Raw genomic sequence first — 26,323 nt, 5'->3', positions numbered from 1 at the left:
ATTAAAGCACCTGAATTAAGAAACTAGTTAAAAAGTAATCTAAAACAAGGACAGATATCATTCCCCAAACAACGGCTAGGTTTGTCCCCTTTCCTACTCCTTCAGCACCCTTTGTCACATTAAAGCCAAAGTAAGTTCCAATAACAGCAATTAGAAATCCAAATACAGTTGCCTTTATAATTCCTTGAACAAGATCTCCAATGAACATAAACTCACCCAATTTTGATAAATACATTGTTTCATCAATTAAAAGAGCAACGGTTCCAACGATAAACGATCCAACGTTTCCAACAAATAAAAAAACAATACTCAACATAGGTAAAGCAATTGTTGAAGCTATGATACGAGGAACTGCAAGATATTGATAACTATCTATACCCATTACTTCGAGAGCATCCACTTGTTCCGTTACTTTCATAGTTCCGATCTGTGCGGCCATAGCTGCTCCAGCTCTACCAGCAACAATCAATCCACTAAGAACAGGAGCAAGTTCCTTTGCAAGAGAAATAGCAACAACTGAACCTACTAATGAATCTACATTTATTAATTTAAATCCAAAGTAAGTCTGATAGGCCATTACCATCCCTGTAAAACTACCAGCGAGAATAATAATAAAAAGTGATTTATTTCCAATAAAGTAAAACTGTTCTGCAAATAACTTGAATCTAAATGGAGGCTTAAGGACCCAATAGAAAAACTTAAAAATAAACTGACAAATATTACCAAGACCTTGGATATTTTCAATTGTCGCTGAACCTACAGCTTCTATGAATTTTTTAAATTGCGCAGTTACCAAACCTAGTCCCCGAGTAGAATCATCGGCTATATATACTATTAATTTTATACAATATACAAAATTGTAAACGATCTATCACTAGTATGCGAATTTAAATCCATAATTATTTAAATTTATTTAGTAAAGTACCGTTTAGTAGGCATAAACAAGCTTATATAAGGACACAAGTGTGAATTATTATCTCATTAACATCGAGACTTCTGATTACATTAAACTTGCTGATAAAATGACCATTGGTCGAAAAGATGTTTGTACAGTAGTTATTAAAGACGACTTAGTCTCTGGTAAGCACTGTAGATTTCATATCAGAGATAGGGCCATTTTTATAGAAGACTTAAATGCATCAAATCCAGTTCAAGTAAATAATGTTGAGATGAACTCAAAAACACGAATGAAAATTAACAACAAAGACAAACTAAAAATTGGCTCTGGCCAATACTATCTTAGTAACGACCTACCCAATCAGGATCTAAGCTACAAGTCACTAGTTCTTGAGAAGGTTAAAATTCATGAAACTTTTGACTCTGATGTCGACTATGAACAACACAGACAATATTGGCATGAAGCTGCTTCTAAGAAACGCTCAGAAGTTATTAAGATAGAAAAGCGTCTCAAGAAAGTAACTTCAAAAAAAGGTAAAGTAGATGAACTAAGTAGAGATCTTAATGAAGTTGTAAGTTCTCTAGATACTCTTGAAGAGAAAATGTCTAATGTAAAAAATTATAGCAATGAAGAGATTGAAGAAAAAATAGAATACTTCACTGAAAGAATTAATTTTTTTACACAGAAGAAAGATGAAATCTTATCCATAAAAAAGCTTAAAACTGAGTATGACGAGCTAGTAAGCCAAAAAGATACGCTTAAGTCAAAAGTAGCAGAGCTAGCTGGTGATTCATTAGAAAAAGAACATGAAGAGTTATCTAAGCTCTACAAAACGGAGATACACGCTCTTTCTCTAATTGATGAGAAGCTTAAAGAGAAACCGTAGTCCTAAGAATACCTTTTAGGTACTCGCTGAGTCAGTCCGATAAATACTTCATAAGGAATAATCTTTGCTTCTCTACAAAATTCAGAGAACTTGTCTACTGAATGATCCCATACAGTAAATGTATCCCCCACTTTCAAGTCAGGTAACTCGTCTTCAGGAAAGAATACTTGTGCCATATCCATATTCACTCGACCTACAACTTGTCCTCTCACCTCTCCATGATAGAGATGTGTTCCAATGTATCTAGTAGTGAAACCATCACCGTAACCTAAAGCTATAATTGCAACCTTTCCATTTGATGGACAAGGAGTGGCCCCATATCCGATAGGTTGTCCTTTCGTTACATCGAAGAAGGAAATTACATAAGTCTCAAGTTTAGAAATGATCTCACCTTTCCATCTACTTAAGTGTGAATACTGAGGAAGAAGAGAGCTAGGCCCATACATTATTAAACCTGGTCGTACATGTGTTTCTTCTAAACCTGCACCTTGTTCAATAGCTCCAGAGTTAGATATAGAACTATATTCATACTCTATCCCAGATGATTTAAATGTATTCTTGATTTTTTCAAAATTTTCAAATTGTAATAAGTTTCTTTTATTTTTAGAAACTGGCATCGAAGAAGATGATAAGTGAGTCATTAAATGATAAATCGACTTTCTTCCAGTCAACTTAATGCTTTTAATTACATCATCGACACTCTCCATATCAAGGCCAAGCCTATTCATTCCTGTGTTGAACTTTATAAAAAGCGGAAAGTTTTCAAAGTCTCTATTTGCTAAGATAAAATCTAAATCTTCTCGATTTGAAATGACTGGGATAATCCTTCTATTCAAATAAATCTCAGAGCACTCTCTAAGCTCTACTTGAACATCAGAAAAAACGTAAATTTCAAACTCTAAATCGTATAACTCTTCTCTAAGCTGAAGAGCTTCTCCAAGACTTGCACAACCAAATTCAGTAATACCTAATTTTTCAACACTGTGGCGAACAACTTGCACAACTCCATGGCCATAAGCATTTGCCTTTACCATAAAGATCACTTTATTATTCACACAAATTGAACGAAGTTTTTTATAATTTTCTTCTAGTGCTTTTAAACTTATTACTTGCCTTGAGCGAAATCTCATATTCTATAGAGTCCTCTCAGGGGCTTTTCCCCAAACGATATCTTTAGTCTTCTTTTTGATTGCAATAGATTCTAATTCATCTATTGCTGAAAACTTCACATCTTCAACATGCAATAAGTATGCTTCGGCTGAAGCCGGAATCATTTTTATATCTGGCTTTAAATTCTTTGATAACAAAGCGTCTGATTGCTCAAAATATCGCCAGTAAGAGAATCTAACACTAACATTCTTCAAGTGCGTCATAACTTGATCTACATGTTCGTGATCACAAACAACACCTAAGTTAGCAACTCCCATTGACATAAATTTTAATTCATAGCTAAAAGATGAAGTTACTCTAGTGACAAAATCTTGAAAGAATTCTTTCCAAGAAAACTCTCCACAATCACCAATTCTTACAGTTTGAATAAGCTCAGATAAATCAATATCAATAAGAGCATATTGGTTTTTTATATCTCCCATTGAGGCCATTTTTACTTGCTTATCAAATAAAGAAAATGCTTCCCAAGGAGTGATAAACCTTGCTTCCCTTTTTATAGTCGCTTTTCCACTCTCTTTGAAATAAGCATAAACACCGTTTAAATGACTTTCAAGAGAAGTCCAATCTACTTTCTCTGCAAGTTCAAAATCAGATAGCCTTAGGTAAAGAATAATATCTGGATTCGCTTCAACACCAGTAATGTTGAGAGACATAACCTCACCACCGAGTAACTCTACAGCGACTTGAGAACTCATATTTTGAGCAAACTCAGCAATTCCTTGCTTACAAGTTTTTCCAAGAAAAAGAGAAGGTATTGAAACGTACTTCATAGACTGCCCTTCTGGAGAGACAAGCCTTTGGCCGTTTGAAGAAAGTTCTACGTATGAGAACTCAATAATATCTTGTAATTCGGAAAAAACGGTTTCACATACAGAGAAAAAATCAAATGATGTCTTCTTATTTGTATCAAACTTATGAAAAATATTTTTGAGATATTTTTCAAAGTAATTATCTTCTTTATAAACTTGAGAAACTTCAATAAGCCCTCTTACCTGATTAGAAAGTTTTCCTTTTTCTAATTCAAGATTACTAAGTTTATGTTCGTAAGAAAGAATTTTATTAAGCCTTTTTAAAATAGACTTCATCTGCCCCTTATAATTCGCACCTTGAAGAATTGTTCCTAGGTTCAAGAAATCAAAAGTTGAGTGAAGAAGAGGTGCAGATCCTGTAGTAAAATAAAAGGCCATAGGCATTTGTTCATTAACTACAAATGGATGATTCTTAAGAAGTAAATCTCCCTCGTGCATTTTCTTTACATCTATAAGAGATAAAGTAGGTAGAATTTCAAGTGTGCCATTCCAAAAAGAGTTAAGGTCTTCATAGAAATGAGGAACAACTCCAAGCTCACGAAAAATATCTGAGAACTCTTTTGCTAAAGATATATCTTCTAATAATAGAGCTACTGTTAAACTACCGGAATTCATAATTCTCTCCCATTGGCGAATACTACGATATTATGACTTTCTTTACACAATACGTCTAATATCAAAGACACTGCATCATTAAAAAAATGTTTTAAATACAGTCCAATTTGTTGGCCATACATCAGCCTGAGAAGGAAGAGAGAAATCAGAGACCTTTTTGAATAGATCTTCTCTAGTTTTATATAGTTCTAAGAGCTCTTCCCTGCTCTTATCTAATTGCGGCCTATTTTCATCCCCCTCAATTCTCGCCATCGCCTCATCAAAATCAACAGAGAGATGAAGGATTTTAGCTCCATATTTATGAAGAAAATCCCTATTCGCTTCCCTATCGAGACTTCCTCCACCAAGAGAAAGTAGCCCCTCTTTACCAAGAGATTGAAGGGACAGCTCTAGTGATTCACTTTCATAATCTCTAAATTTATCCCATCCATTATCACGAATAAAATCACCTAGTTTACAATCTAGTTTTTCACTCATAAAAGTATCTAAATCGATTGAATTTACCTCAGGGTACATCCTTAAAAATGAACTTTTCCCTGCTCCCATGAACCCACAAACAGCTATAATCACATAAACCTACGTCTGAAAAAATGATATACACAATGTACTTTTAGCTTCTTATAAGCTACAAGCGCTACATATTTTATATTATGAGGCTATCATGTTGCAAAGAGACGTAAAAGATAATCTAGATGAGTTTATTAGAGTAGAGTCATTTCTAGATGAAGAAAGAGAGTACCATCTCGACAAATCGTGTGAATGGGTCAGTGACCTACTTGCAGAGTTAGAAGAGAATTTAGAAGATCACGAAAAAAATCCTGAAAACAGGGCAATGACTGTTAATTTAAAAATTAAGAGAAAAGGCATTCCTACTTATGGGGAAGGTTTAATTGTTCGTGGAGACTTTAATGGAAACTTTCTTACTCCATGCATCAAATGCCTAGCGCCTGCAGCAGAGACTACCTCTGGTGAATTTGAAGCAGTTTTCATTACAGATAAGTTTGAAAAGAACGAAGAGTTTGATGAGAATCTTAGTGTTTGGGCAGATAATTCTGAATTAGAAGTATATTTCCATGATAGAGGTAAGTGTCACATAAAAAAAGTTATCCACGAGCATATCTTTTTGACATTAAACCCGTACACTCTACATAGTGAGGACTGTAAAGGTCTATGTGGAACATGCGGAAGTGACCTGAATCACGAAGATTGTGGACACGGGGCCCAATAAGTCCTGTAGAGTTAGTGAAAAAGCTTGATAAATGGGTTAATATAGCGTAAATATTCACCCTTATTATTAAAAATAATTAAGTTAAAGTTATATATCTGGAGTAGAAAATGGCAGTACCAAAGAAGAAAACCAGTGTTTCAAAAAAAGGTTTAAGAAGAGCTGGGCAACACCATAAATTATATGCAAACAACAATGTTGTAGTTGATAACACAACTGGTGAGTTAACTAAGAAGGGATGTATTTCTCCATCTGGTTACTGGAAAGGTCAAAAGATCTTCGAAACAAAAGCTGACAGAGAAGAAACTACAGAAGAGTAATTCTTCCTCTCAAAATTAAAGTTTTAATAAAAGCAGAATTATTAGGTAACTAATTTTTCTGCTTTTTTACGTTCTACTAATCTCCCCTCTTATCTAGCGCCCTAGAGAATAAACTCTTTTCATATCCAAACCAAGTTTGTTATTTTACTACCTTATAAAAATAGGAAGGAAAAATGACAGAATATAAAGTAAAAATTAAAGGAACAGGAATGTTTGTTCCTGAGAAAGTTTTAACTAATGATGACCTATCAAAAATTGTCGAGACAAATGATCAATGGATTTTTGAAAGAACAGGAATTCGTCAAAGAAGAATTTCAAATACTGAAGGTGGAGAATTTCCAAGCGACATGGCCTACCATGCAAGTCTTCAAGCTCTTAAAGAAGCTAACTTAGAACCAAACGATATTGATATGATTCTTTTTGGTTCTGTTACTCCAGATTATAAACTTCCAAATACTGCCGTAATACTTCAACAAAAGCTTGGTATCACTAATCACTGTGCAGCACTTGATATTGCCGCTGCTTGCTCTGGTTTTGTATACGGAACAAATATGGCACAAGCGATGATCAAAACTGGAATGATGAAAAACATTCTTGTTGTTGGTTCAGAGATGTTAAGTCGAGAAGTAAATTGGGAAGACAGAGCAAGTTGTATCCTCTTTGGTGATGGATGTGGTGTTGCTATAGTAGGTAGATCTGAAGACGGAGAAGAGTCTGATATCCTAGCTACTCACCTAGGTGCTGATGGAACAGGGAAAGAATTTTTCGACCAACCGATTGGTGGAGCCGTTTACCCAATAACTTCAGAAGATCTCGAAAACAAAACTCACTTCATGCAAATGAAAGGTAGAGAGATGTTTAAAGTTGCGACAAGAACTCTTGCTCAAAATGCTAAGACTGTTCTAGAAAAAGCAAACTTAAAGTTAGAAGATGTAGACTGGTTAGTTCCACATCAAGCAAATATTAGAATTATAGAAACAACAGGAAAGCTTCTAGGTATTGATCCTGAAAAAGTTATCGTCAATATAGATAAATACGCAAATACTTCTGCCGCAACAGTGCCAATGGCATTTCACGAGGCCATCAAAGATGGAAGAATTAAAAGAGGTGATATCGTATTATTTGACGCTTTTGGTGCAGGACTAACGACAGGGGCCACTCTACTACGTTACTAAACTAAGGATTAGAAATGACAAAATCAGTTACTCTATTATTTCCTGGTCAAGGTGCTCAGTATGTAGGGATGGGAAAATCTCTCGAGGGTCACAATGCATTCACTCTTTTTGAAAAGGCTAACCAAGCACTTGGTTTTGATCTTTCTCAAATGATGTTTGAAGGACCAGAAGATGAACTCAAACTTACAAAGTTCACTCAACCAGCGATTCTAAGTCACTCGATTGCTCTTTTTGAAAAAGCAAAAGAAATACTAGAAGAAAAAAATGTAAAAATTGATCGTGTACTAGGTCACTCTGTTGGCGAGTACGCTGCTCTTGTTGCAGCAGGTGCGATTTCTTACGAAAATGCACTAAATGCTGTCCACCTTCGTGGTAAGTTTATGCAAGATGCAGTACCTGAAGGCAAAGGAAAGATGTTTGCTATAATGAAAGTTCCTCAAGAGACTATTGTCGATGCCTGTAAGGCCGTTAGTCAGGAAGGATCTGAAGTTATGCCAGCAAACTTTAATGAGCCATCACAGATTGTAATTTCTGGAGAGGCCGAAGCCTGTGACAGAGCTGTACAATGGCTTGCAGATAATTGGACTGAGCCCTACAGAGCAGTAGAGCTTAAAGTGTCTGCTCCGTTTCACTCTTCTTTAATGAAGCCTGCTGCAAATAACTTAAATAATGCTTTTGCCAGCATCCCTTTTAAAGACAGCTCACTTCCTTATATTGCAAATATTGATGCAAAGGAATATCCAGCGGGAACAGATGCCAAAACAATTAAAGAAAACTTAATAAAGCAAGTTGATGGTTCAGTTCTATGGACTCAAAGTATGCAAGAACTTCCAGACGACACTATTTGTATTGAATGTGGACCAGGTAAAGTTCTTATGGGACTAGCAAGAAAAATAAATAGAAACATCAAAGTCATCTCTTTAGATAAAGAAGGGGCATTTGATGATCTTAGGGAGCTTCTATCATGATGGCTAAATTTGAAGACTTAAAAGATAAAAAAGTATTAGTAACTGGTGCAACAAGAGGAATTGGTAGAGCGATCGCTATGAACCTTGCAGCTCAGGGAGCGCATGTAGTTTTCAACTTCCGTGAAGGAAAAGAAGAAATTGCAAAAGAAATGGAAAAAGAACTTATAGCAGCTGGAGCAACTAACGCTACAGCAGTAATGTTTGATGTAACAAATAGTGAGCAAATCAAGACTTCACTAGACGCTTTCAACAAAGAACACGGTGCTATTACAGGCCTAGTAAACAACGCTGGAATCTCTAAAGACCAAATTGTTTTAAGACTTAAAGAAGAGGATATCTCTCAAACTATTGATACAAACCTAAAAGGATCTATACTCGTTACTTCTGCACTCTCAAGGGCCTTCCTAAGAGCTGAGAACGTATCAGTAGTAAATATCAGTTCAGTTGTTGGATTGATGGGAAATCCTTCTCAAATTGCCTATTCAGCCTCTAAAGCAGGAATGTTAGGTTTCACTAAGAGTTATGCTAAAGAGCTAGCATCTAGAAATGTTAGATGTAACGCAATATGTCCAGGATTTATTGAAACGGATATGACTGAAGCACTTGATGAAAAGGTAAAAGAAGCGTATCTTTCTTCGATCCCGCTAAACCGTCTTGGTGACGTTAAAGAAGTGGCTAACTTAGTGAATTTTCTACTAAGTAGAGCTTCTTCATATATTACTGGTGAAGTTATTAAGATTGACGGTGGATTATATATTTAAGTAAAGTATTCAAACACATATAAGGAGTAAATAATGGAAGAAAAAGTAATTAAACTTGTAAGTGATGCAACTAAGATTGATATTGCTAAAATAAACAAAGGTACTAGCTTCGTTGACGATCTTAACCTTGATTCTTTAGACATCGTTGAACTAATGATGAAAATGGAAGATGAGTTTGGAGTAGAGATTCCAGAAGAAGACGCAGAAGGTCTTAAGTCTGTATCTGACGTTGTTACTTACCTAGAAAAGAAACAATAAGAATTTAATTAAAGTTAGATAAAAAAAAGGGAAGCAACTATAGGCTTCCCTTTTTTTTTGCACTATATTTTATGTGTTGAAATTCAAAACTAGAAACCATTAAGAGTATTTTATACTTTTACCTTCTAGGAACAGGAGAATCACAAGTGAATAGAGTTGTTATTACAGGTATGGGTGCCATCTGCGGATTGGGACACTCACTAGATGAGGTTTGGGGAAATATCGTTGATGGAAAACCTGGTATTTCAAAGATTGAAAATACACCGATTGAAAAGCTAGCTGTTCAAATTGGTGGAGAAGTAAAAAACTTTGAAATCTCACCCGAAATTTTAGAACCAAAAGAAGCTTCAAGATACGACAAATTCATCCACTTCGCACTCCACTCAGGATACGAAGCTTGGAAAGATGCAGGTCTTGAAGGTCATACATATAACCCAGAAAAAATTGGCTCAATCCTAGGTGTAGGAATGGGTGGTTTCCCAGAGATTGAAAGATCTTATGAAACGTTTATGGAAAAAGGTCCTAGAAGAATTTCACCATTCTTTATCCCAGGAATTATTCCAAATATGGCCACTGGTCTTTTAAGTATTAAGCTCAACCTTCAAGGTGTGAACTACACAATAGCTTCTGCATGTGCATCAGCAGCTCACGCTATTTCAGCCGCAGCTTTTGAGATTATGGCCGGAAGACAAGATGTAATGATTACTGGGGGAGCGGAGTCAGTTCTTTCAAACTTACCAATGGGTGGATTCATTTCAATGAAGGCACTTTCAAAAAGTATTGAAGAGCCAGAGAAAGCTTCTCGTCCATTTGATGTAGATAGAAATGGATTTGTTATTGGAGAAGGAGCTGGTGTTTTAGTTCTTGAAAACTATGAATCAGCTAAAGCTCGTGGAGCTAAAATCTATGCTGAAGTTGTAGGACATGGAACTTCAAGTGATGCTCATCATATTACGGCCCCACACCCAGACGGTGACGGTGCTTATAGATGTATGAAAATGTGTGTAGAGTCTGCCGGAGTTAATCCAGCTGACGTAGGCTACGTAAATGCCCATGGAACTTCAACACCTCTAGGTGATTTAGGAGAGACTAAGGCCATTAAGAAAACTTTCGGAGATCATGCAAAGAATATGTATGTATCTTCAACTAAGTCTATGATTGGTCATCTTTTGGGAGCCGCTGGTGGTGTAGAAAGTATTTTCTGTGCTATGGCACTCTACAAAGGAATTCTTCCTCCAACGATCAACTTGGACAATCAAGACCCAGAATGTGATTTAGATTATGTTGCAAATAAGGCAAAAGAGGTACAAGTAGATTATGCACTTAACAACTCTTTTGGTTTTGGTGGAACAAATTCATCACTACTTTTAAAAAGATATACTGAATAAAAAGGATTTGAATATGTTTCATAAAGATGCAAACTCACTTAAATCAATGGACTCTGAAATAACTAATCTTGTAGAGCTTGAAAGAGTCAGACAAGAGGAAGGTTTAGAGCTAATCGCTTCAGAAAACTATACTTCTAAAGCTGTTATGGAAGCACAAGGAACGATACTTACAAATAAGTACGCAGAAGGTCTTCCAGGAAAGAGATATTACGGTGGATGTGAAGTTGTAGACTCTATTGAAACAATTGCTATTGAAAGAGTGAAGGAGTTATTTGGTGCAAAGTTTGCCAACGTACAAGCTCACTCTGGATCTGGTGCAAATATGGCCGCATACTTTTCTCTACTAGAAGTTGGAGATAAAGTACTTGGGATGAACTTGGCAGAAGGTGGTCACCTTACTCATGGTTCTCCAGTAAACTTCTCAGGGAAGCTTTTCAAGATTATTCCTTACGGACTAGACCTTGAGTCAGAAACAATTGACTATGACGCCTTAAGAGAGCTTGCAATAAAAGAAAGGCCAAAAATGATTATTGCAGGTGCTTCTGCATATCCAAGAACAATCGATTTTGAAAAGTTTAGAGAGATTGCTGATGAAGTCGGTGCTTACCTAATGGTGGATATGGCCCATATTGCAGGTCTAGTCGCTGCAGGACTTCACCCTAACCCAGTTCCTCATGCTCACGTTGTTACATCTACTACACATAAGACACTAAGAGGTCCGCGTGGAGGAATTATTTTAACAAATGATGAAGAGCTTGCTAAAAAAATCAATTTCAATGTATTTCCAGGTATTCAAGGTGGACCACTAGAGCACGTAATAGCGGCCAAGGCCGTTTCATTTAAAGAGGCATTAGACCCAAGCTATAAAGAGTATCAAAAACAAGTAATTGCCAATGCAAAGGCCCTTGGAGAAAAACTTCAGTCCGAAGGTATTGAGATAGTTTCAGGTGGAACTGATAATCACTTACTACTAGTAAAAACTGACTCAGTAAATCTCTCTGGTAAAAAGGCAGAACATGCTCTTGAAGAAGCAGGTATTACTTGTAACAAGAATATGATTCCTGGAGACAAGAGATCTCCATTTGTGACTTCAGGTGTGAGACTAGGAACTCCTGCAATCACAACAAGAGGATTAACAGAGAAGCATATGGTTGAGCTTGGGACGTGGATCTCAAAAGCTCTAAAGAATCATGACAACGAGGATGTTCTAAAAGAAGTAAGATCTCAAGTCTTAAATCTTTGTAAAGAGTTCCCAGTCTACTAAAACTTATAAAAGGTAGAGAGTTGAAAAAAGTATTAAGTATATTAATTTTAACTTCTCTATCTTATTTCTATTTTAATTCTACAAAAATTAACGAAATTTCATCTGTCCTTGAGTTTGGATATGACTCGGCCAATTCTTTAAATTATAAATACCACTATAATACTATTAAAGACTTAAAAAGCTTCAACTCTAAAGACCTAATGAGGGCCAATCACCACTCTCCCCTATTTTTAGACATGGGAAGACAATTACTAGTCTATACAACAAAAGATAATAAACTCATTCTTTGGGATACTTTAAAAAAGAAAATTTTTAAAGAGATTAAGATTAAGGGACTAAATATTAACGCTAGTCCTATCATCCATAAAAAAGACAATACAATAATTGTAAAGTCTATTGGAAGTGAAAGTAGAATCCAGACGCTCACCACTGTTGACTTTAATGGTAATATTCTATCAGTCAAAGAGATTGATCTACTCGACGCTTTCTTAGACAAAAATAAAGAGTTTATTCCATCTAAGATTCACTGTAAGACATCTCTATCTCACCTCCAAGCAAAAAATAAAGAATCCTATATAGTATTTGGCTGCTCTATAAAAACTCAAGTCTATGACCTAGATAAGAAACTCAGTCTCTATGGAACTCACCGTGGATTAACAGGTTTAGTTGTGGCCTCTAAAGTGGGCTCTAAAGAAGTCTTGTATTACAAAACAAGTATTAAAACTAATAACGCTCACTCAGGCTATGATACAGGAATCTACCTCTCTGGAGGCTCTATACCTATTAAAAATAACCTCCTGTACGTATCTACAGGAAATGGACCAATAGATAGCAAGAGCAATCATGGATGCTCGATCTTAAAACTTGAATTATCCAATAATAAGATAAATCTTGTAGATAGATTCACTTCTTCGAAATTTACAAAGAATGAGTGCCACTCACTTAATCTAGATATGACGAGTTCATCTCCAGTGTTTCTAGAATCAAAGAACAAAGACTACGCTTTTATCACTAGCAAGTCAGGAGTTCTCCATGCCTTTGATCTTAAAACAATGGGTAAAGAATTTAATGAAAAAATTAAAATAAGCGAACTTCCTCACTACTCACAAGGAGCAACGTTCAAGCTTAAAGATAAAAATTATTTTTTAACTCACTGGATGAACTCTCCTAAAGACCATACAAATACATTCTCAACTTCCTTTGAGAAAGATGAGAGTGTTTTAATTAAAAGTGGATTTACTAAGGCCTCTTGTATTGGATCTGTCTCAAAAGAGGAAGCAAAGGACTATTCATTACTATACTCCGGAGAATTTAGAGACAGTTATCTTTCAGTTCCATCGAGCTATTTGACTGCATTAACTTCCCCTGTTCATCCAAACTTTTTACCCAAGCTACTTCCATTTCTCTATCCAGTAAAAGACATATGGCCTAACTATGAAATAATAAAAAAGAATACCCAAAAAATATCTCGCAACAAGTTCAAGAATCAAATAGAGCTTAATTTCTATAACTTCTATGAAGAAAGTATATTTCTTCTTGGAAAGAGCGACTCTTTACTGGAAATAATAAAAGAAAACCCAATCAAGAAAGTCTTTATAAAAAGTACTTTTTCTGCAGACTGTAACAATGAAGAAAGAGAGAAGTTATATCTATATAAAAAGACACACCCACTCGAAAAAGGTTGGGGAGTAAAAGTCTTTACCATAGAGAATCAAAAATTAAGTCAAATAAAAGAGTTTAACTTTGAAGGTCTCTTCAACCCAAGTAAGTCCTCACCTACTGTTGTTCATTATAATGGGAGTACTGCATTTCTCATTATTGGTCATAGTAAAGGTGAGTCCATAGCGAGACTGATTGATCTAGAGACATACAAGGTGATTAAAGAATTTAAATTTAACGGTGAAGGCTACTTCTCTAGACCTCTGTGGACTCCAAACTTCTTGCTACTACCGACGAGAAGTAATGGGCTTAAATCTTTCGAGATTATTAAATAGCTTTCTATCAAAGCAGTTAAAAACTAAGAATATTAAAACCATATAAATTGATGGAGTGAAGTAAATATTTAATGTGAACTGATTAAAGAGATGAAATACAATAAGTAAAAATCCATATTTTCTAATGTGACTCGGAAAAAATAGAATAAAAAGAGCACAGCACTCTATTACAACACCAATACCAAAGAAATAATTAAACCATGGACCGATCTTAATATATTCAGGAATGAGAAGAGAAGGGCCACTTGAGAATAATCTCTCGAGAATAATTAAATTAAAAGTATCCTTTTGAAATACCTCACCCCCCATAGACATAATTTTCTGGAAACCTGAAATAAAATAAGGAGATAGAACAAGAACTTGAGCTGCCAATGATACTTCTCTTCTTCTCTCTCTTCCTTCTTCCTTGCCGCTAAAGAAAATATATACAATTGAAATATAAAGGTACAAGTATGTTGAGTGATTAGAGGTATGGCCAGGAACATTCAAAAGAGATACCAGAAACAGATGTCCAATCATATTTAATATTCTAACTAATACATACTTCCTATAAAATATAGGTAAGACAAATGAAAATATAATAAAAACCTTAAGAAAATTTTGAATAATATCTTTATCAAAAAATCTAATCCAATATAAGGGCCATTGATAAAATGACGGATCATATAGCTTAAAAACTGAATTAAAGACAATATGAATTAAAAGTAATTGAGATAGGTAAAATATAAAATATTGGTTCTTGGCCACTCTATCACTATAAAATTTCATAAGTAGACCTTCCACAACACTTCATTCTTTTCTATATCTTTCCCATTATAATAATCAAATAAATTAACATAAACTTTCTCTAACTTAACCTCTTTACCTAAGACATCAAATTCACTTCTTAAAACTTCATCTCTTTCCACTTCATTTAATTTAGATAATTCCTTTATAAGGTCTTTTTGATTATGACTTAGCCCATCCAGCTCATTTTTGAGGCTACTATAGTGATTCTCTCCAATAGAGAGTTTGTAGAATATCATTTCTTTTTTTACAGAAGTGAACATCTCCCATGAATAAAAAGGAGCTACTTCCACGTGACCAGTCAACGGTTCAATGAAAAAAGATAGGAATATAAAAACAATTACAAATTTCAATAAGTTATTCTTTCTCATAGAGATGAAATACCTCTCCTTCTTTTTTAGAACAATATCTCTCACAAATTTTTAGTTTTCCATCACTATAGCTATGGCAAGACCACGAACTTTCTACTTGAGAGTAAGTTTGATTATTCAAAATTTCTCTTAGAGTGCTATTTTTTAATGATATTTTACTTCTATCTATTGAATGAAGGTAATCTAGAAGCTGTTGGTCAAATTGTTCAGGATTATCATATGAACCAAAAAAGCAACATGGATAAACGTTCTTATTACCATCAATATAAACTTCATTCTCTTTTAGAGATCGACATTCAATTGAATGCTCCTGATTTGATTCCTTAATTTTATACTCTTTAGGCTCATACTCACCACTTTGAATATGTTCAATTCTATTTATATTTAATTTTAACTTTAGATCATAGACTCTAGAAACATCTTGATTATGAGGATAAAGAAGAGACTCAACTCGTCCATTACTATCTAGAAGTGGCATGTAGCGAACTCCATTGTCATCTACCTTAAACCCCATAGGATACTTAAATAGAACAGAGGGAACTCCCCACTCTTTAGATTTTTTATTTATCGCCTCTTTTTGATCTATATTATGACTAAAGAGTAAACACTCCCAAACAACATTTGCTTTGGTCCCCCTTAGCGCTTGAACATTCTCTTCTATTTTATTCCACCTTGTCCCTCTACGGTATAAATGATTAGTATCTTCGAGACCATCAATTGATAAGACAATTTGTGATTTCTCATTTAAAGACTTCCCTATTCTTTCCCAGGACTCTTTACTTCTTAGAGACATATTAGAGTTAATTTGAACTTCAAGGTCATAAGACATGAGATAATCAATAATCTCTTCCAGATCTGAACATGCAGCAGGGTCCCCATAGGAACCACATAGAAGGATAAATTTAACTTGAGACAGAACTTCGTGAGAAAAGTATTTCTTAAATTCTGAAATTGTATACTCAGTATCTTTAATCCAGCTATGTTTCTTTGATCCAAAGAAGTTTCTTGGGCAATTACCACATCGAGCATTACACTTTGTTGTAAGCTCTATATGAATATTTCTTAACTCTTCAAACTTGAACATTTCTAAATTGATCCTTAAAATTTATACTGATGGATATATCTCTTCTAAGCTTTTCACTTCAACAGGTGATATTCTTCTAAAAATATCATCACGTTTTAACTTATCAGGATGATCTAGTCCTGCACTTGCTAAAATTTCTCGAACTGAATTAACTGTTTCCTGATGATAGTTATTAATTCTCACACCTTTATTCTCAACATCAAGTCCCCAAGATAAACTTTTATCTTGTGTAGCAATTCCTGCTGGACACTTATTTGTATTACAAATCAGCGCTTGTATACAACCAAGAGCAAGCATCATTGCCCTTGCAGAGTAACACGCATCTGCTCCAAGAGAGATTGCTCTAATGATATGGAAACCAGTTATTATTTTTCCAGAGACTAATACTTTTACCTGATCTCTAATTCCATACTTTTTAAGTAAATTACAAGCTAATACAATTCCTTCAGTCATAGGAGTACCCAAGCTATCAGAAAATTCTAATGGAGCAGCACCAGTACCACCTTCACCTCCATCAATAACAATATAATCAGGGTAGTTATCTCTCTCCTTCATTGCTTTACATAGCTCTTCAAATTCATGAATTTTACCAAAACAAAGCTTAATCCCTATTGGCTTTCCACCACTAAGCTCTCTAAGCTTTTGAATAAAGTCTATTAATCCATAACTATTATTAAACTCGGTATGTCCTGGAGGTGACATAACAGCAACATAAGGCTTAACTCCCCTTATTCGTGCAATCTCAGGAGTATTTTTCTTTGCTGGAAGAATTCCTCCGTGCCCAGGCTTTGCGCCTTGAGATAATTTAATTTCAATCATTTTAACAGATTCTCGAGTTGCATTTTCTACAAACTTTTCTTCAGAGAAGTTTCCATCATGATCTCTTGCACCAAAGTAGCCTGTTCCAACTTGCCATATAATATGTCCACCATGCTTTAGATGAAAGTCACTAATACTTCCTTCACCAGTATTTTGAGCAAAGCCTCCAAGGCTTGCGCCTTTATTTAAGGCCTCAACAGCATTCCCGCTGAGAGAGCCATAACTCATTGCAGATATATTTAAAATGCTAGCATTATATTTCTGAGAACAGTGCTTAGAGCCTATTTTAACTTTTAAGTTCTCAAGAGGAACTTGATGCTCATCTAGTGGATACATAGAATGATTTATCCACTCATAACCTGGCTCATATACATTTACCTGCGTACCAAATGGCTTAGTCCTAAGTACTCTCTTGGCCCTTTGATATACAACACTTCTATTAATTCTATTAATCGGTGTCCCATCTGTATCACTCTCTACGAAGTATTGATAAATTTTTGGACGTAACTCCTCCATCACATATCTGAGTCGTCCAAATAATGGGTAATTTTTTTTAATTGTATGTTTAGTTTGAACTAAGTCATAAGTTCCAACTAACCATGACGGAAGGAGTATTAGTAAGGATAATGACCAAAATGGATTCTGGTAAATCAAATACCCCGCAACTGGAATAGTCACAATGCAAAATAAAACGAACCATTTTCTCATAAATTTCTCCCTTAATGCATTATATATTGGATAGTTAAATATGAAAGAAGCATAAACTACTACCTGCAAGGTCTCGTTTTAGTTAACACCGACCCCTCTTTATAAATATTTTGAATTTAATAAAAGAATGAAAAGACCTATACTCTCGTAACCATCTGAAATTATATGAATTTTTTTCAGACATTTTAAATAATGCCTTGCCAATGAAGCTCTTAATAAAGTAAAAAACCATTTAATTTAATAGGATTTTATATGCATTGCCCAATTTGCCATATTACCGACACAAAAGTTGTAGACTCTCGCTTAATGCCAGATGGACTCAGTGTGCGCAGAAGAAGAAAGTGCGACGGTTGTGACAATAGGTTTACAACTTACGAAAAAATCCAAATTCAAATGCCAGCTGTTTTAAAACATGATGGTAGACGTGAAAGTTACAATAGAGACAAAATTTTAAGTGGTCTCAAAAAAGCATCACAAAAAAGACCGGTATCAACTGAAGACCTTGAAAAACTAATGGAAACAATTGAAAAGCATATGCTTGAACATTATCCAAAAGAAGTCCCAGCAAATGTTATCGGTGAACTAACAATGAAAGAACTACTTCATCTTGATCCAGTCGCATACACTCGATTTGCTTCGTTCTATTGGGACTATAAAGATATTGAAGGATTTGTATCTTCTTTACTCAAAAACCTTACAGCTTCAAAAGGAGTAGAACGTGAGCAACTTCAGCAATAAATCAATTGCCAGAGAATTTTCATTTAAATTAATTTATAAAGTTTTATGTTCAAATGAGAATTTACTTGAGCTTGTTCTAACTAAGAACCCAAAAGCTGAGTATGAGAGATTTATTGAAGAGTTTATAAATTCTTGCGTAGAGCCTGATGATGAACATCCAAATAATCAACTTCCTTCTGGGTCACAGAGCTTTGCACTTTCTTTATGTGAAGGTGTTTTTACAAATAAAGTAACTCTAGAAGAAGAAATTGGAAAAAGACTCCATAAAAGAAAAGTGCATCAGCTAGAGAAGATTGACTACGCTCTCCTTATGCTTGGTGCTTATGAAATTACTTCAATTGAAGATACTCCAAGAACTGTAGTTATTGATGAAATGATTAACCTTGCTAAAAAGTTTGGGTCTGCTGATTCATACTCATTTATAAACGGTACTTTAGACTCAGTTGGGAAGTAGTATGAATGAAGAGTTATTAAAAGTAGTTGATAATTCTATAAATACTGTCCTCTGGATCAGTTCAGATAAGTTTCTTAATTCAAGTCTCTACTTTCAAGAATTTAACTATTTAACCAATGGTATTCTTGAAAAGAAAGAGGAAAACCTACAGGGCCTTTACCAAACGAACTTCTTTAATAAGCCTATCAATATTGCGCTTATAGAAAAAGGCCCTCAACAATCTGTACTAGATGCTTCTAAAGACCTTTTGTCTTTAGTTGCCAAAAACTCTCCATCAAAAATCCTTCTTGTTCATGAAAATATTGAAGATAAGTTAGTAGAAAAATTCAAGAAGAAATTTGGTTCACATGAATTTGTAGAGTTTAAAAGTCAGGAAGAAAATAAAGATGCGTAAATTTCTTATAATATTACTAGCAACACTACTTTCTACCTCAATACTTGCAGACTGTGAGAGTGAGTATAATAAGTTTAAGCTGCTAGCACTAACAGAGCCTGTAACAACTCCCATTAGTACTAGTGTTTACTTCTCTAGTGGAGCGATCTCATCAACAGGAGCAAGCCTGATTGGAACACTTTCTCTAAACTTTGAATTAAGTACAGCTGGTGTCCTCTATGGGGCCGCTTTTACATATGAAGGAACCTATTTCATAAAAGCAACAATCGCTAACTTTAAAAAATTTAAAGGACGTGCAGTTGCTCAAAAACTCATTATTGAGTCAAAAATTGGTTTAGGAGATACGCTCGAAGAGTTTATTGATGATGTTAATGAAAACCTTAGTGAATCTTCTCAGTTATCAAGAGAGCAAGTAATTGATGAGGTACTACTAGGAAACTCTACTTTTGACTTTTGTCAGACAAGAGAAACAATGTTTACAGCAAATAATATTAAGAATCATATTATTAGAAAGTATACCCTCGATTCAGATATTGATTCGAACTATGATAGTGACTTAGATATAGATATTATTGTTGGTGGGTACGAAGACTAAATAACCGGCCTAAGCCGGTTATTGTATATATTATTTTAATGCACAAATATAAGTTACCCAAGATTCACAGTTCTCTTCGACTTTAGTTGGATAGAAATTTCCATCACCACCGCCGTCACCGTCCTCACCTTCCCAGTAAGGAATAACACTAGAGAAGCCTGCATCTTTCATAATATCTTGAAGCTCCTTAAGACCCCACATTCTCCAATTATACGTAAAAACCTTTTCATGTTTCTTACCTTGGTATTTAAAGTGGATATAGTATTGAACTTCAGATGTTATTGGATTGTAACTGTCACAGTCCCAAAAGTAAGTATGATCATCATGCTCAGTTTCTTCAACCATCTCCTGACAGGCCTCAGTTCCACCGAAAAGATCAATAAAGAAAGCACCATTATCATTAAGTCCTTCTCTTACTTTCTTAAAGTAATTTAAAAGAACTTCTCTCTCTTTAAAAATAAAGTATGAGAAATTAAATGCAACAACAACATCAGATTTGAAGTCTCTGTCTTCTAAAACATTACCTTCAATATATTGCATTTTTGCTTTTTGCGCTGGAGTCAGCTTAGAGTAATGATTTTCTTTTCCGTAGTTAATTGGCTCAATGTCAAAATCAACTCCCCATGCTTTATGATCAGGAGATTGTTTTACCCAATCACATGCCATAGCAGCTGTACCACCGAAGTCTTCTCTTAGAGAAAGTGGTTTTTTCTTGAAGAATTTACGATATTCTTTATTAATAAAATCAATATCTGTTTCATGGTTCTGCACTGAAGTTTCATATAATTTATACTTATCTTCAAATGATAGCTTTGCCATCAAGGACTCCTCTATATAATTTTTTTAAAAATGTATCATAGTTCAAATAGAATGTTGAAGAGTTATTAGAAGAAATCTAATATTCTTCATAGGACTTCACTTCTTTTATTGAGGATCCGTACTTGATATTGACTTCATTCTTTAGTGCAAAGCGCTGATCATTAGTAATATATACTGCTCGGGCAAGTTCTATAAATTTCGAGCTGAAATCTTGATTCATTTCACACTCTCTAATATCATCTTCGATTTCCCAAAGCTTAGTATTTGTACTCTCTAATTTATTAAGATAGTCATTGATATTATCTAAGTTTAAGCTATTTAAAGTAGCAGATAAAGCGCTATGCTCAGTATTTACGTGTTTAATCTTTTCACCATCATTAATCTTCTTTTGCTTAATTCTTAAAATTGATATCTTATCTACTAACTCACCTAGTGAAACTTCACATAGAATTTTCATACAATGTCCTTATATTCAATTTTTAATACTTCTAGTTCAAAATTATCTTTCGGGGCCTTAACTTCTATACAATCCCCTACCATTTTTCCAAGTAAAGACTTTCCAATTGGAGATTTCCAACTTATCCACCCCTTACGAACTTCCACCTCATCAACTCCTACAATGGAGTATACTCTCTGCTCGCCATCTTCATCCTCGACGGTAACAGTTGCAGAAAATTGTACTTTATCTGAGTTCATTTCATTGGGATTGATTACAACAGCATCAGTTAATCTCTTTTTAAGAAACCTCAGTCTTCGATCTATTTCTCTCAATCTTTTCTTTCCATAGATGTAGTCAGCATTTTCAGATCGATCACCATTGCCCGCCGCCCAGGCAATTATTTTTGTGGTTTCAGGCCTTTCAACTTTTAGTAATCTCTCCATTTCACTCGATAACTTATTAAAGCAAGATGGAGTCATGTAGTTTGACTTATTTGGTTTCAGAAATAAATCCTCTGATAGCATCTTCTAATATATCGATAACTTCAAAAAATCCATTTTCACCACCATAGTATGGGTCGGGAACCTCTGAAGCACTTTCATTTTTACAGTAGTCAGTGATCAAGGATACTTTCTTTATATCTTCATCTCTATTACTAAGTGCTCTAATATTTTGATAGTTACTTTCATCCATAACTAGAATGAAATCGAATTTATCAAAATCACTTTTTTCAAATTGCCGAGAGCGTACTTCTTCAAGGTTATACTCTCTTTGCTTAGCACTTTCTCTCATTCTACTATCAGCTTTTTCACCAGCGTGTACCGCACTTGTTCCAGCTGAATCACAAGTATAATCAAGACCCGCCTCTGCTATCTCATGTTTAAAAATAACTTCGGCCATTGGAGATCTACATATATTTCCAAGACAAACAAATAAAACACTTTTCATCCATACCTCTTAAACATTAACTATAGCTAGAGTTTCAATTATATTCTATCATGGATTTATAGGAGTATTATTATGGCAATTAAAGAATTAACAAGAATGGGAAACCCAGTACTTAGAAAAGTTGCTACAGAGTATGATTTATCTGAAATTGGCTCTCAATCCTTTCTAGGTCTAATAGAAGACCTTGTTGATACTATGAACGAAAATGGTGGAATAGGTATTGCTGCCCCACAAATTGGTGTATCAACACAAGTTGCAATCATAAAGATCCCATCAGACTCCGAAAGATATCCCGAAACTGACGCTAGTGAACTATTTATTATCATTAATCCTGTCATTGAAGTTATTGACTCTGAGGCCCAAGGCTTCTGGGAAGGTTGTCTATCAGTTCCAGGACTTAGAGGATATGTAGAAAGGCCTAGAAAAGTAAAAGTAACTTACTTTGATGAAGACTCTAATAAGAAAGAAATCACTTTAGAGGGATTTTTAGCTACAGTATTTCAACACGAACTCGATCACCTCTTTGGAAAACTCTACATAGATCGTATTAGTGACTTAACTAAACTGAGTTATGAAGATGAGTATATAAACTATTGGGTAGAGTCTCCTAACTAGCCGAATTAACGAACTTAAGATTAAATTAAGATAAATAAAAACCCCTCAGATACCGATAGGAATTAGTAATCTGAGGGAAGCTGTTGAAATTTTTAAATGACTATAAACATATATTTATCTGGATTCCTTTTACGGTATTCCTAGTTGTTCTTAGTAGTTATTTACTCTCAAATTTCTATGGTCCATACCATCAATTCTGGCAAGGTCAGGCCGCAACAGATTCAGCCAACTCTACCAATGCTACCTCAATTGGAAATCTTGAATATGAAGCTTACAAAGATTATTTTTACAATAATTCATTTAATAAATTTCTAAATTATAAAATTTCTGCAGATATTTGGACTAATCAATCAGATTCAGGCAAGGAGAAAATGATTGGAGAGGCCTTACAACTTTCTATCGCTAAAACACTAGAGCGAAATAAAGATTTGAAAAGTCACCTTATTCAATTACTTCACAATAACTTGATGACTACATTTATAGAGAATTTTATCAGTACCCTTAGAGAGAACAGTATAGAAAATGGAAAATTTCAAGTTGATATAAACTTCACTCCACAGTTCGTACAAAATTTAACTTATGAAAGGGAGCAATCAGCAGAAAAACTAGTAAACCTTAACCAGTTTACTCTAAAGGATGAATTAGAGAAGAAATCTTCTAGTCTTACTCAATTAGTAATAAAAACTCCCATGCCATCAACTCATAAAGAATATCAATATGGTGGAGGAGTAATTAGTATATTAATAGATCTACAAAAAATGAAAAGTGATAATAAATTAGTCCAAGTAAAGTTTAGAAGATACTTTCGTGCAAATAAGCTAACAAGACCTGATATTGAAATTGGGTCCAAGGAGCTTAAGCTTAAAATGTTTCAATTATTGCCGACAGAAGTGAGTTATCATAACTTTATCACAATTGACTTATACAAGAGTCTTTCTTTAGATGGATTAGGATCCGTTAAAGATAAAGCTGTATTTCATTTTGGGAAAGTTGTTCCGTCGACTATGATTGATGGTCAGAAGATTAAGACTAAAACGTCCTCTCCAAAGGATAATTCTGTAATAACAGGAGATTTCTATCTACATGGAAAATACACAACTCTTAATAATAGATTTAAAGCAAAGTTAAAATTAGATAAATTAGTCTACTCTTTTCAAGAAAGAAAATTCACAACAGACACTGAGCTCTCTATAAAACTTTATAATAGAACCCCTGCAAGTATCGACAAAGATAGAGAAAGAATAAATATAAACAATCTCTTTATTAATGAGTCGGCTGAACAATTAGTCAAAGCTCTAGAACTAGAGAAGTTCATCTACGATAGTAATGATAGAAAGGAAGATATTCTATGAGAATAGTCTTTTTCCTTATTCTTATTTCTTTTCAACATTCAAGTTACTCTAAAGAGTTTAATTTACAAGAACGTATCAATGAAGATCAGTACTTTAGAGAGCTATATCCATTAATTCATGAAAATGAGTTTTACAGCGAGATTAACAATTTAAAAGAAGTAATTAGCTCCTTAGATACAGAGAAGAGAGAAAGTGTTTTAGAATTAGTAAATGAACTAAATGATGTTATCCCTTCTCCTTTTCTTAGACCTATCATTTATTGGAAAGAGATTTCCCCAAATAAAGATAACCTGGCTAAAGTCATAACTTATATCATGACTTATAAATTAAATACTCTCAGAGACTATTATCAATCCCCTCTTTTAAGTGATGAAGAAAAACAGAAAGCAATAAACTTAATTAGCACTATATATCACCGGAAAAATTTTACAGAGGGTTCCCTGCTTCTTTCTCTTAAAGAAGACTTTAAACAAAAATCTCAGTTCATCGTAAATTTTAAAAAATCTGAAGATTTTATAACAGCACTAAAAGAAACCTCACCTATCTCTTTTAAACTGTTAAGACATAGCAATATCTCTCCTTATACATTGAGCTTTTCGGGACTAATTCCTGGAAATCAAATTAAGATATTTAACAGTAACTCCATTGATTCAGAAGAAATAGAGCAATACTCTGATAAAAATCAATCTGCCATTCTCACACTTGATAGCAAAGAGCATTCTGTATTTAAAACCGATTCAATATTTATTCAATTGAAAGAAATGATTAAGAGTGCAAATAAATCAATATTTATTAGCACAAAAGAAATTGGTGGATCAATCGGTCTATCTGCAATCAAGCAAATAATTAAAACAACTAAAGAGAAAGTAGAGTTAAATGAAAATTTCAAAGTTCTAATTCTCACAAAAGAAGATACTCCTTTTATAAAATTTATTAAAAGCAGTATTGCAAATGATACTAAATTATTATCAAGCATCTACATAGTAGATACTCAATCAGGTGTTAAAGAAAATAACTCGAAGGCAATTGTAATCGATGCAAATTCAGAGGAACCGATTGCACTAATTGGATCAAAGAACTGGAGTGACTCAAAAGGAGGATATCACTTTGACAATGATATCTGGATCAAGGGTCCTGCAGCAGCTTTAATTCAAAACAGCTTTATATACGATTTAAAATCTCTAAGAGTAGATAATGATTTAATTGAATACTTTTCAATATCACGCAAGAGCTATCCCTACTTAGGAGATGAAACCATTCGTCTAACAGAATCGAGTTTAGACAGTAAAATCAACAATACCCGAGATACTATAATTGATATGATTAAAAAGGCCCAATCTCATATCTATATGGAGCAACTTTACCTATATGATACTTATATTATAAATGCTCTTATAAAGCGCAAGCTTGAAGTACCGGAGATAGACATAAGAATTCTAGCAGATCATAACAATAATATTGGACTAAATGGTCTTCCTAACTCTATCTATCTAAGGGAGTTAAAACTCTATAACATTGATGTAAAGTCTCGAAAGCCAGCGTCAATAAATACAAATAATATAAATGCCCTTCACAGAGAGAATCATCGAAATACAATTTCAATTGATGGACAAGTCTTACATACTGGTTCCGCATCAATTACCCCAGAGATAATGCAAGGATATAGCAGAGAAATAGGTATTCAAATTTATGATACGTCTTCTATTAGAAGTTTTGAAAATAATTTCTTAATATCTTGGAACGATAGGGCCAGTGTTATGGACTTGGATATAGAAAATTTTAAAGCTAAAACAAAAGAAGAAAGTATTTCAAGAGAAATCTCATCTCTTATTAATGCTATCGCTTCTAGCTTCCTAGCAGCAAAAGATGAGATTCTAAAAAAGTTTTAATCTTTCTTATTTAATTCACTAATATCACAGCCAGTATCACCACCCTGTAATTTGAAGGCTTCTTGCTTTGGCCTGACAAGCTTTTCTTTGATTTCTTCTTCAGTCTCACACGACTCATCATCTAGCTTTTTTAAATCTGAAAAGTCATCTTTTACTGAAACTGAATTTGCGCTCTTAGTAAAATCATAATCAACATTTGAATTACTAAGAACTACTTTTTCTTCTTTATTACAGCTCATAAAAATAAAAAGTGATAAGAGAATAATTTTTTTCATAATAAACCCTACTTACTATAATTTGCGAAAGGAAGTTGCATAAAGCCTCTATACATCCACCTTGGAAGTCTCTCTAGTATAAACATTACTGTTTTCATTTGCCATGGAAAAACAAAGAGAACCTTTTTTCTGTCTAAGGCCTTTCTTATTTTTCTAGCTGCAAGCTCTGAACTCATAAGCCACGGCATACCATGATCATTCTTTTTAGTTAATGGAGTATCCACAAAGCCAGGAGCTATACAGGTAACATCAATATTAAAACCTTTTAAATCAAGTGAGTAAGACTCACAAAGCTTTAATATTGCG

At 34.3% G+C, this 26,323-nt stretch carries 30 protein-coding genes and 1 pseudogene; 17 read left to right on the top strand and 14 right to left on the bottom strand.

What is annotated here, in order from left to right:
• Position 1: 1 nt before the first annotated feature.
• Entirely contained in the window at positions 2 to 796 is a 795-nt protein-coding gene (locus tag ABX784_RS04145; RefSeq protein WP_372652930.1) for an MlaE family ABC transporter permease, read from the bottom strand.
• 169 nt (positions 797 to 965) lie between these two features.
• Here ABX784_RS04145 and ABX784_RS04140 point away from each other — a divergent pair, with 169 nt between their 5' ends.
• Positions 966 to 1,784, top strand: coding sequence for an FHA domain-containing protein (locus ABX784_RS04140; RefSeq protein WP_372652928.1), 819 nt, complete (start codon positions 966 to 968; stop codon positions 1,782 to 1,784).
• Between the two features lie 2 nt (positions 1,785 to 1,786).
• Here ABX784_RS04140 and alr read toward each other — a convergent pair whose 3' ends face one another.
• The 3 genes from alr to ABX784_RS04125 all read right to left on the bottom strand — a co-directional run bounded on the left by alr (position 1,787) and on the right by ABX784_RS04125 (position 4,948).
• Entirely contained in the window at positions 1,787 to 2,914 is a 1,128-nt protein-coding gene (alr, locus tag ABX784_RS04135) for an alanine racemase (RefSeq protein ID WP_372652925.1), read from the bottom strand.
• Positions 2,915 to 2,917: 3 nt separating this feature from the next.
• A complete protein-coding gene (locus ABX784_RS04130; protein WP_372652923.1) occupies positions 2,918 to 4,378 on the bottom strand; it encodes a hypothetical protein in 1,461 nt (486 codons plus the stop codon).
• 78 nt (positions 4,379 to 4,456) lie between these two features.
• Complete coding sequence (locus ABX784_RS04125) at positions 4,457 to 4,948, bottom strand: shikimate kinase (protein WP_372652920.1); 492 nt, start codon at positions 4,946 to 4,948, stop codon at positions 4,457 to 4,459.
• 91 nt (positions 4,949 to 5,039) lie between these two features.
• Between ABX784_RS04125 and ABX784_RS04120 the strand changes: the two genes are divergently transcribed.
• From ABX784_RS04120 to ABX784_RS04080, 9 genes are all read left to right on the top strand, one after another.
• Positions 5,040 to 5,606: a DUF177 domain-containing protein gene (locus ABX784_RS04120; RefSeq protein ID WP_372652916.1), complete on the top strand. Its 567-nt coding sequence runs from the start codon at positions 5,040 to 5,042 to the stop codon at positions 5,604 to 5,606.
• 107 nt (positions 5,607 to 5,713) lie between these two features.
• Positions 5,714 to 5,923, top strand: coding sequence for a 50S ribosomal protein L32 (gene rpmF / locus ABX784_RS04115; protein WP_372652914.1), 210 nt, complete (start codon positions 5,714 to 5,716; stop codon positions 5,921 to 5,923).
• 173 nt (positions 5,924 to 6,096) lie between these two features.
• Positions 6,097 to 7,098 carry a beta-ketoacyl-ACP synthase III gene (locus ABX784_RS04110; RefSeq protein ID WP_372652912.1) on the top strand — a complete coding sequence of 334 codons (1,002 nt, stop codon included), beginning with the start codon at positions 6,097 to 6,099 and terminating at the stop codon, positions 7,096 to 7,098.
• A gap of 14 nt (positions 7,099 to 7,112) precedes the next feature.
• Entirely contained in the window at positions 7,113 to 8,066 is a 954-nt protein-coding gene (gene fabD / locus ABX784_RS04105; protein ID WP_372652910.1) for an ACP S-malonyltransferase, read from the top strand.
• A complete protein-coding gene (gene fabG / locus ABX784_RS04100) occupies positions 8,066 to 8,827 on the top strand; it encodes a 3-oxoacyl-ACP reductase FabG (protein ID WP_372652967.1) in 762 nt (253 codons plus the stop codon). The genes fabD and fabG overlap by 1 nt, the downstream gene beginning before the upstream one ends.
• Positions 8,828 to 8,860: 33 nt before the next feature.
• Positions 8,861 to 9,085 (top strand): acyl carrier protein, encoded by a 225-nt coding sequence (gene acpP, locus ABX784_RS04095; RefSeq protein WP_372652908.1) that lies wholly within the window; start codon positions 8,861 to 8,863, stop codon positions 9,083 to 9,085.
• Positions 9,086 to 9,231: 146 nt separating this feature from the next.
• The gene (fabF, locus tag ABX784_RS04090) at positions 9,232 to 10,473 is read left to right on the top strand and encodes a beta-ketoacyl-ACP synthase II (RefSeq protein WP_372652904.1); all 1,242 of its coding nucleotides are present in this window, start codon (positions 9,232 to 9,234) and stop codon (positions 10,471 to 10,473) included.
• A gap of 13 nt (positions 10,474 to 10,486) precedes the next feature.
• Positions 10,487 to 11,737, top strand: a complete 1,251-nt coding sequence (gene glyA / locus ABX784_RS04085) for a serine hydroxymethyltransferase (RefSeq protein WP_372652902.1) — start codon at positions 10,487 to 10,489, stop codon at positions 11,735 to 11,737.
• Between the two features lie 20 nt (positions 11,738 to 11,757).
• Positions 11,758 to 13,731 carry a hypothetical protein gene (locus ABX784_RS04080; RefSeq protein ID WP_372652899.1) on the top strand — a complete coding sequence of 658 codons (1,974 nt, stop codon included), beginning with the start codon at positions 11,758 to 11,760 and terminating at the stop codon, positions 13,729 to 13,731.
• Here ABX784_RS04080 and ABX784_RS04075 read toward each other — a convergent pair.
• The 4 genes from ABX784_RS04075 to ABX784_RS04060 form a co-directional block, all read right to left on the bottom strand.
• Positions 13,684 to 14,250 (bottom strand): hypothetical protein, encoded by a 567-nt coding sequence (locus ABX784_RS04075; RefSeq protein ID WP_372652897.1) that lies wholly within the window; start codon positions 14,248 to 14,250, stop codon positions 13,684 to 13,686. The genes ABX784_RS04080 and ABX784_RS04075 overlap by 48 nt on opposite strands.
• Positions 14,251 to 14,495: 245 nt before the next feature.
• Entirely contained in the window at positions 14,496 to 14,888 is a 393-nt protein-coding gene (locus ABX784_RS04070; RefSeq protein ID WP_372652895.1) for a hypothetical protein, read from the bottom strand.
• Positions 14,875 to 15,972 carry a radical SAM protein gene (locus ABX784_RS04065; protein WP_372652892.1) on the bottom strand — a complete coding sequence of 366 codons (1,098 nt, stop codon included), beginning with the start codon at positions 15,970 to 15,972 and terminating at the stop codon, positions 14,875 to 14,877. The genes ABX784_RS04070 and ABX784_RS04065 overlap by 14 nt, the downstream gene beginning before the upstream one ends.
• 21 nt (positions 15,973 to 15,993) lie before the next feature.
• Positions 15,994 to 17,499: an FMN-binding glutamate synthase family protein gene (locus ABX784_RS04060; RefSeq protein WP_372652890.1), complete on the bottom strand. Its 1,506-nt coding sequence runs from the start codon at positions 17,497 to 17,499 to the stop codon at positions 15,994 to 15,996.
• A gap of 252 nt (positions 17,500 to 17,751) precedes the next feature.
• Here ABX784_RS04060 and nrdR point away from each other — a divergent pair, with 252 nt between their 5' ends.
• From nrdR to ABX784_RS04040, 4 genes are read left to right on the top strand one after another with little or no spacing between them, the layout of a single operon-like run.
• A complete protein-coding gene (nrdR, locus tag ABX784_RS04055) occupies positions 17,752 to 18,237 on the top strand; it encodes a transcriptional regulator NrdR (RefSeq protein ID WP_372652888.1) in 486 nt (161 codons plus the stop codon).
• Positions 18,218 to 18,691, top strand: a complete 474-nt coding sequence (gene nusB, locus ABX784_RS04050; RefSeq protein WP_372652886.1) for a transcription antitermination factor NusB — start codon at positions 18,218 to 18,220, stop codon at positions 18,689 to 18,691. The genes nrdR and nusB overlap by 20 nt, the downstream gene beginning before the upstream one ends.
• 1 nt (position 18,692) lies before the next feature.
• Positions 18,693 to 19,085: a hypothetical protein gene (locus ABX784_RS04045; RefSeq protein ID WP_372652882.1), complete on the top strand. Its 393-nt coding sequence runs from the start codon at positions 18,693 to 18,695 to the stop codon at positions 19,083 to 19,085.
• Entirely contained in the window at positions 19,078 to 19,680 is a 603-nt protein-coding gene (locus ABX784_RS04040; RefSeq protein ID WP_372652879.1) for a hypothetical protein, read from the top strand. The genes ABX784_RS04045 and ABX784_RS04040 overlap by 8 nt, the downstream gene beginning before the upstream one ends.
• Positions 19,681 to 19,710: 30 nt before the next feature.
• Here the strand turns inward: ABX784_RS04040 and ABX784_RS04035 are convergent, their stop codons facing one another.
• The 4 genes from ABX784_RS04035 to ABX784_RS04020 form a co-directional block, all read right to left on the bottom strand.
• On the bottom strand, positions 19,711 to 20,499 hold the full coding sequence (locus ABX784_RS04035) for a class I SAM-dependent methyltransferase (RefSeq protein ID WP_372652876.1): 789 nt from the start codon (positions 20,497 to 20,499) through the stop codon (positions 19,711 to 19,713).
• A gap of 76 nt (positions 20,500 to 20,575) precedes the next feature.
• Positions 20,576 to 20,956 carry a hypothetical protein gene (locus ABX784_RS04030; protein ID WP_372652873.1) on the bottom strand — a complete coding sequence of 127 codons (381 nt, stop codon included), beginning with the start codon at positions 20,954 to 20,956 and terminating at the stop codon, positions 20,576 to 20,578.
• Positions 20,953 to 21,462 (bottom strand): transcription elongation factor GreB, encoded by a 510-nt coding sequence (greB, locus tag ABX784_RS04025; RefSeq protein WP_372652870.1) that lies wholly within the window; start codon positions 21,460 to 21,462, stop codon positions 20,953 to 20,955. The genes ABX784_RS04030 and greB overlap by 4 nt, the downstream gene beginning before the upstream one ends.
• Positions 21,428 to 21,886, bottom strand: coding sequence for a low molecular weight protein-tyrosine-phosphatase (locus ABX784_RS04020; protein WP_372652867.1), 459 nt, complete (start codon positions 21,884 to 21,886; stop codon positions 21,428 to 21,430). Before ABX784_RS04020 ends, greB begins: the two co-directional genes overlap by 35 nt.
• Before the next feature lie 72 nt (positions 21,887 to 21,958).
• On the opposite strand from ABX784_RS04020, the gene def reads away from it, so the two are divergent.
• The 3 genes from def (at position 21,959) to ABX784_RS04005 (ending at position 25,742) form a co-directional block, all read left to right on the top strand.
• Positions 21,959 to 22,501, top strand: a complete 543-nt coding sequence (def, locus tag ABX784_RS04015) for a peptide deformylase (protein ID WP_372652865.1) — start codon at positions 21,959 to 21,961, stop codon at positions 22,499 to 22,501.
• A gap of 83 nt (positions 22,502 to 22,584) precedes the next feature.
• Positions 22,585 to 23,853: a hypothetical protein gene (locus ABX784_RS04010; protein WP_372652863.1), complete on the top strand. Its 1,269-nt coding sequence runs from the start codon at positions 22,585 to 22,587 to the stop codon at positions 23,851 to 23,853.
• Positions 23,850 to 25,742, top strand: a complete 1,893-nt coding sequence (locus ABX784_RS04005; RefSeq protein ID WP_372652860.1) for a phospholipase D-like domain-containing protein — start codon at positions 23,850 to 23,852, stop codon at positions 25,740 to 25,742. Before ABX784_RS04010 ends, ABX784_RS04005 begins: the two co-directional genes overlap by 4 nt.
• Here ABX784_RS04005 and ABX784_RS04000 read toward each other — a convergent pair.
• Together ABX784_RS04000 and ABX784_RS03995 are read right to left on the bottom strand one after the other, a co-directional pair.
• A complete protein-coding gene (locus ABX784_RS04000) occupies positions 25,739 to 26,017 on the bottom strand; it encodes a hypothetical protein (protein WP_372652858.1) in 279 nt (92 codons plus the stop codon). The genes ABX784_RS04005 and ABX784_RS04000 overlap by 4 nt on opposite strands.
• Before the next feature lie 8 nt (positions 26,018 to 26,025).
• A pseudogene (locus ABX784_RS03995) lies at positions 26,026 to 26,323 on the bottom strand (hypothetical protein); the annotation flags it as partial.

The organism is Halobacteriovorax sp. (assembly GCF_041587335.1).
Classification (GTDB): Bacteria; Bdellovibrionota; Bacteriovoracia; order Bacteriovoracales; family Bacteriovoracaceae; genus Halobacteriovorax.
This window is presented reverse-complemented; position numbering and strand designations above follow the sequence as displayed.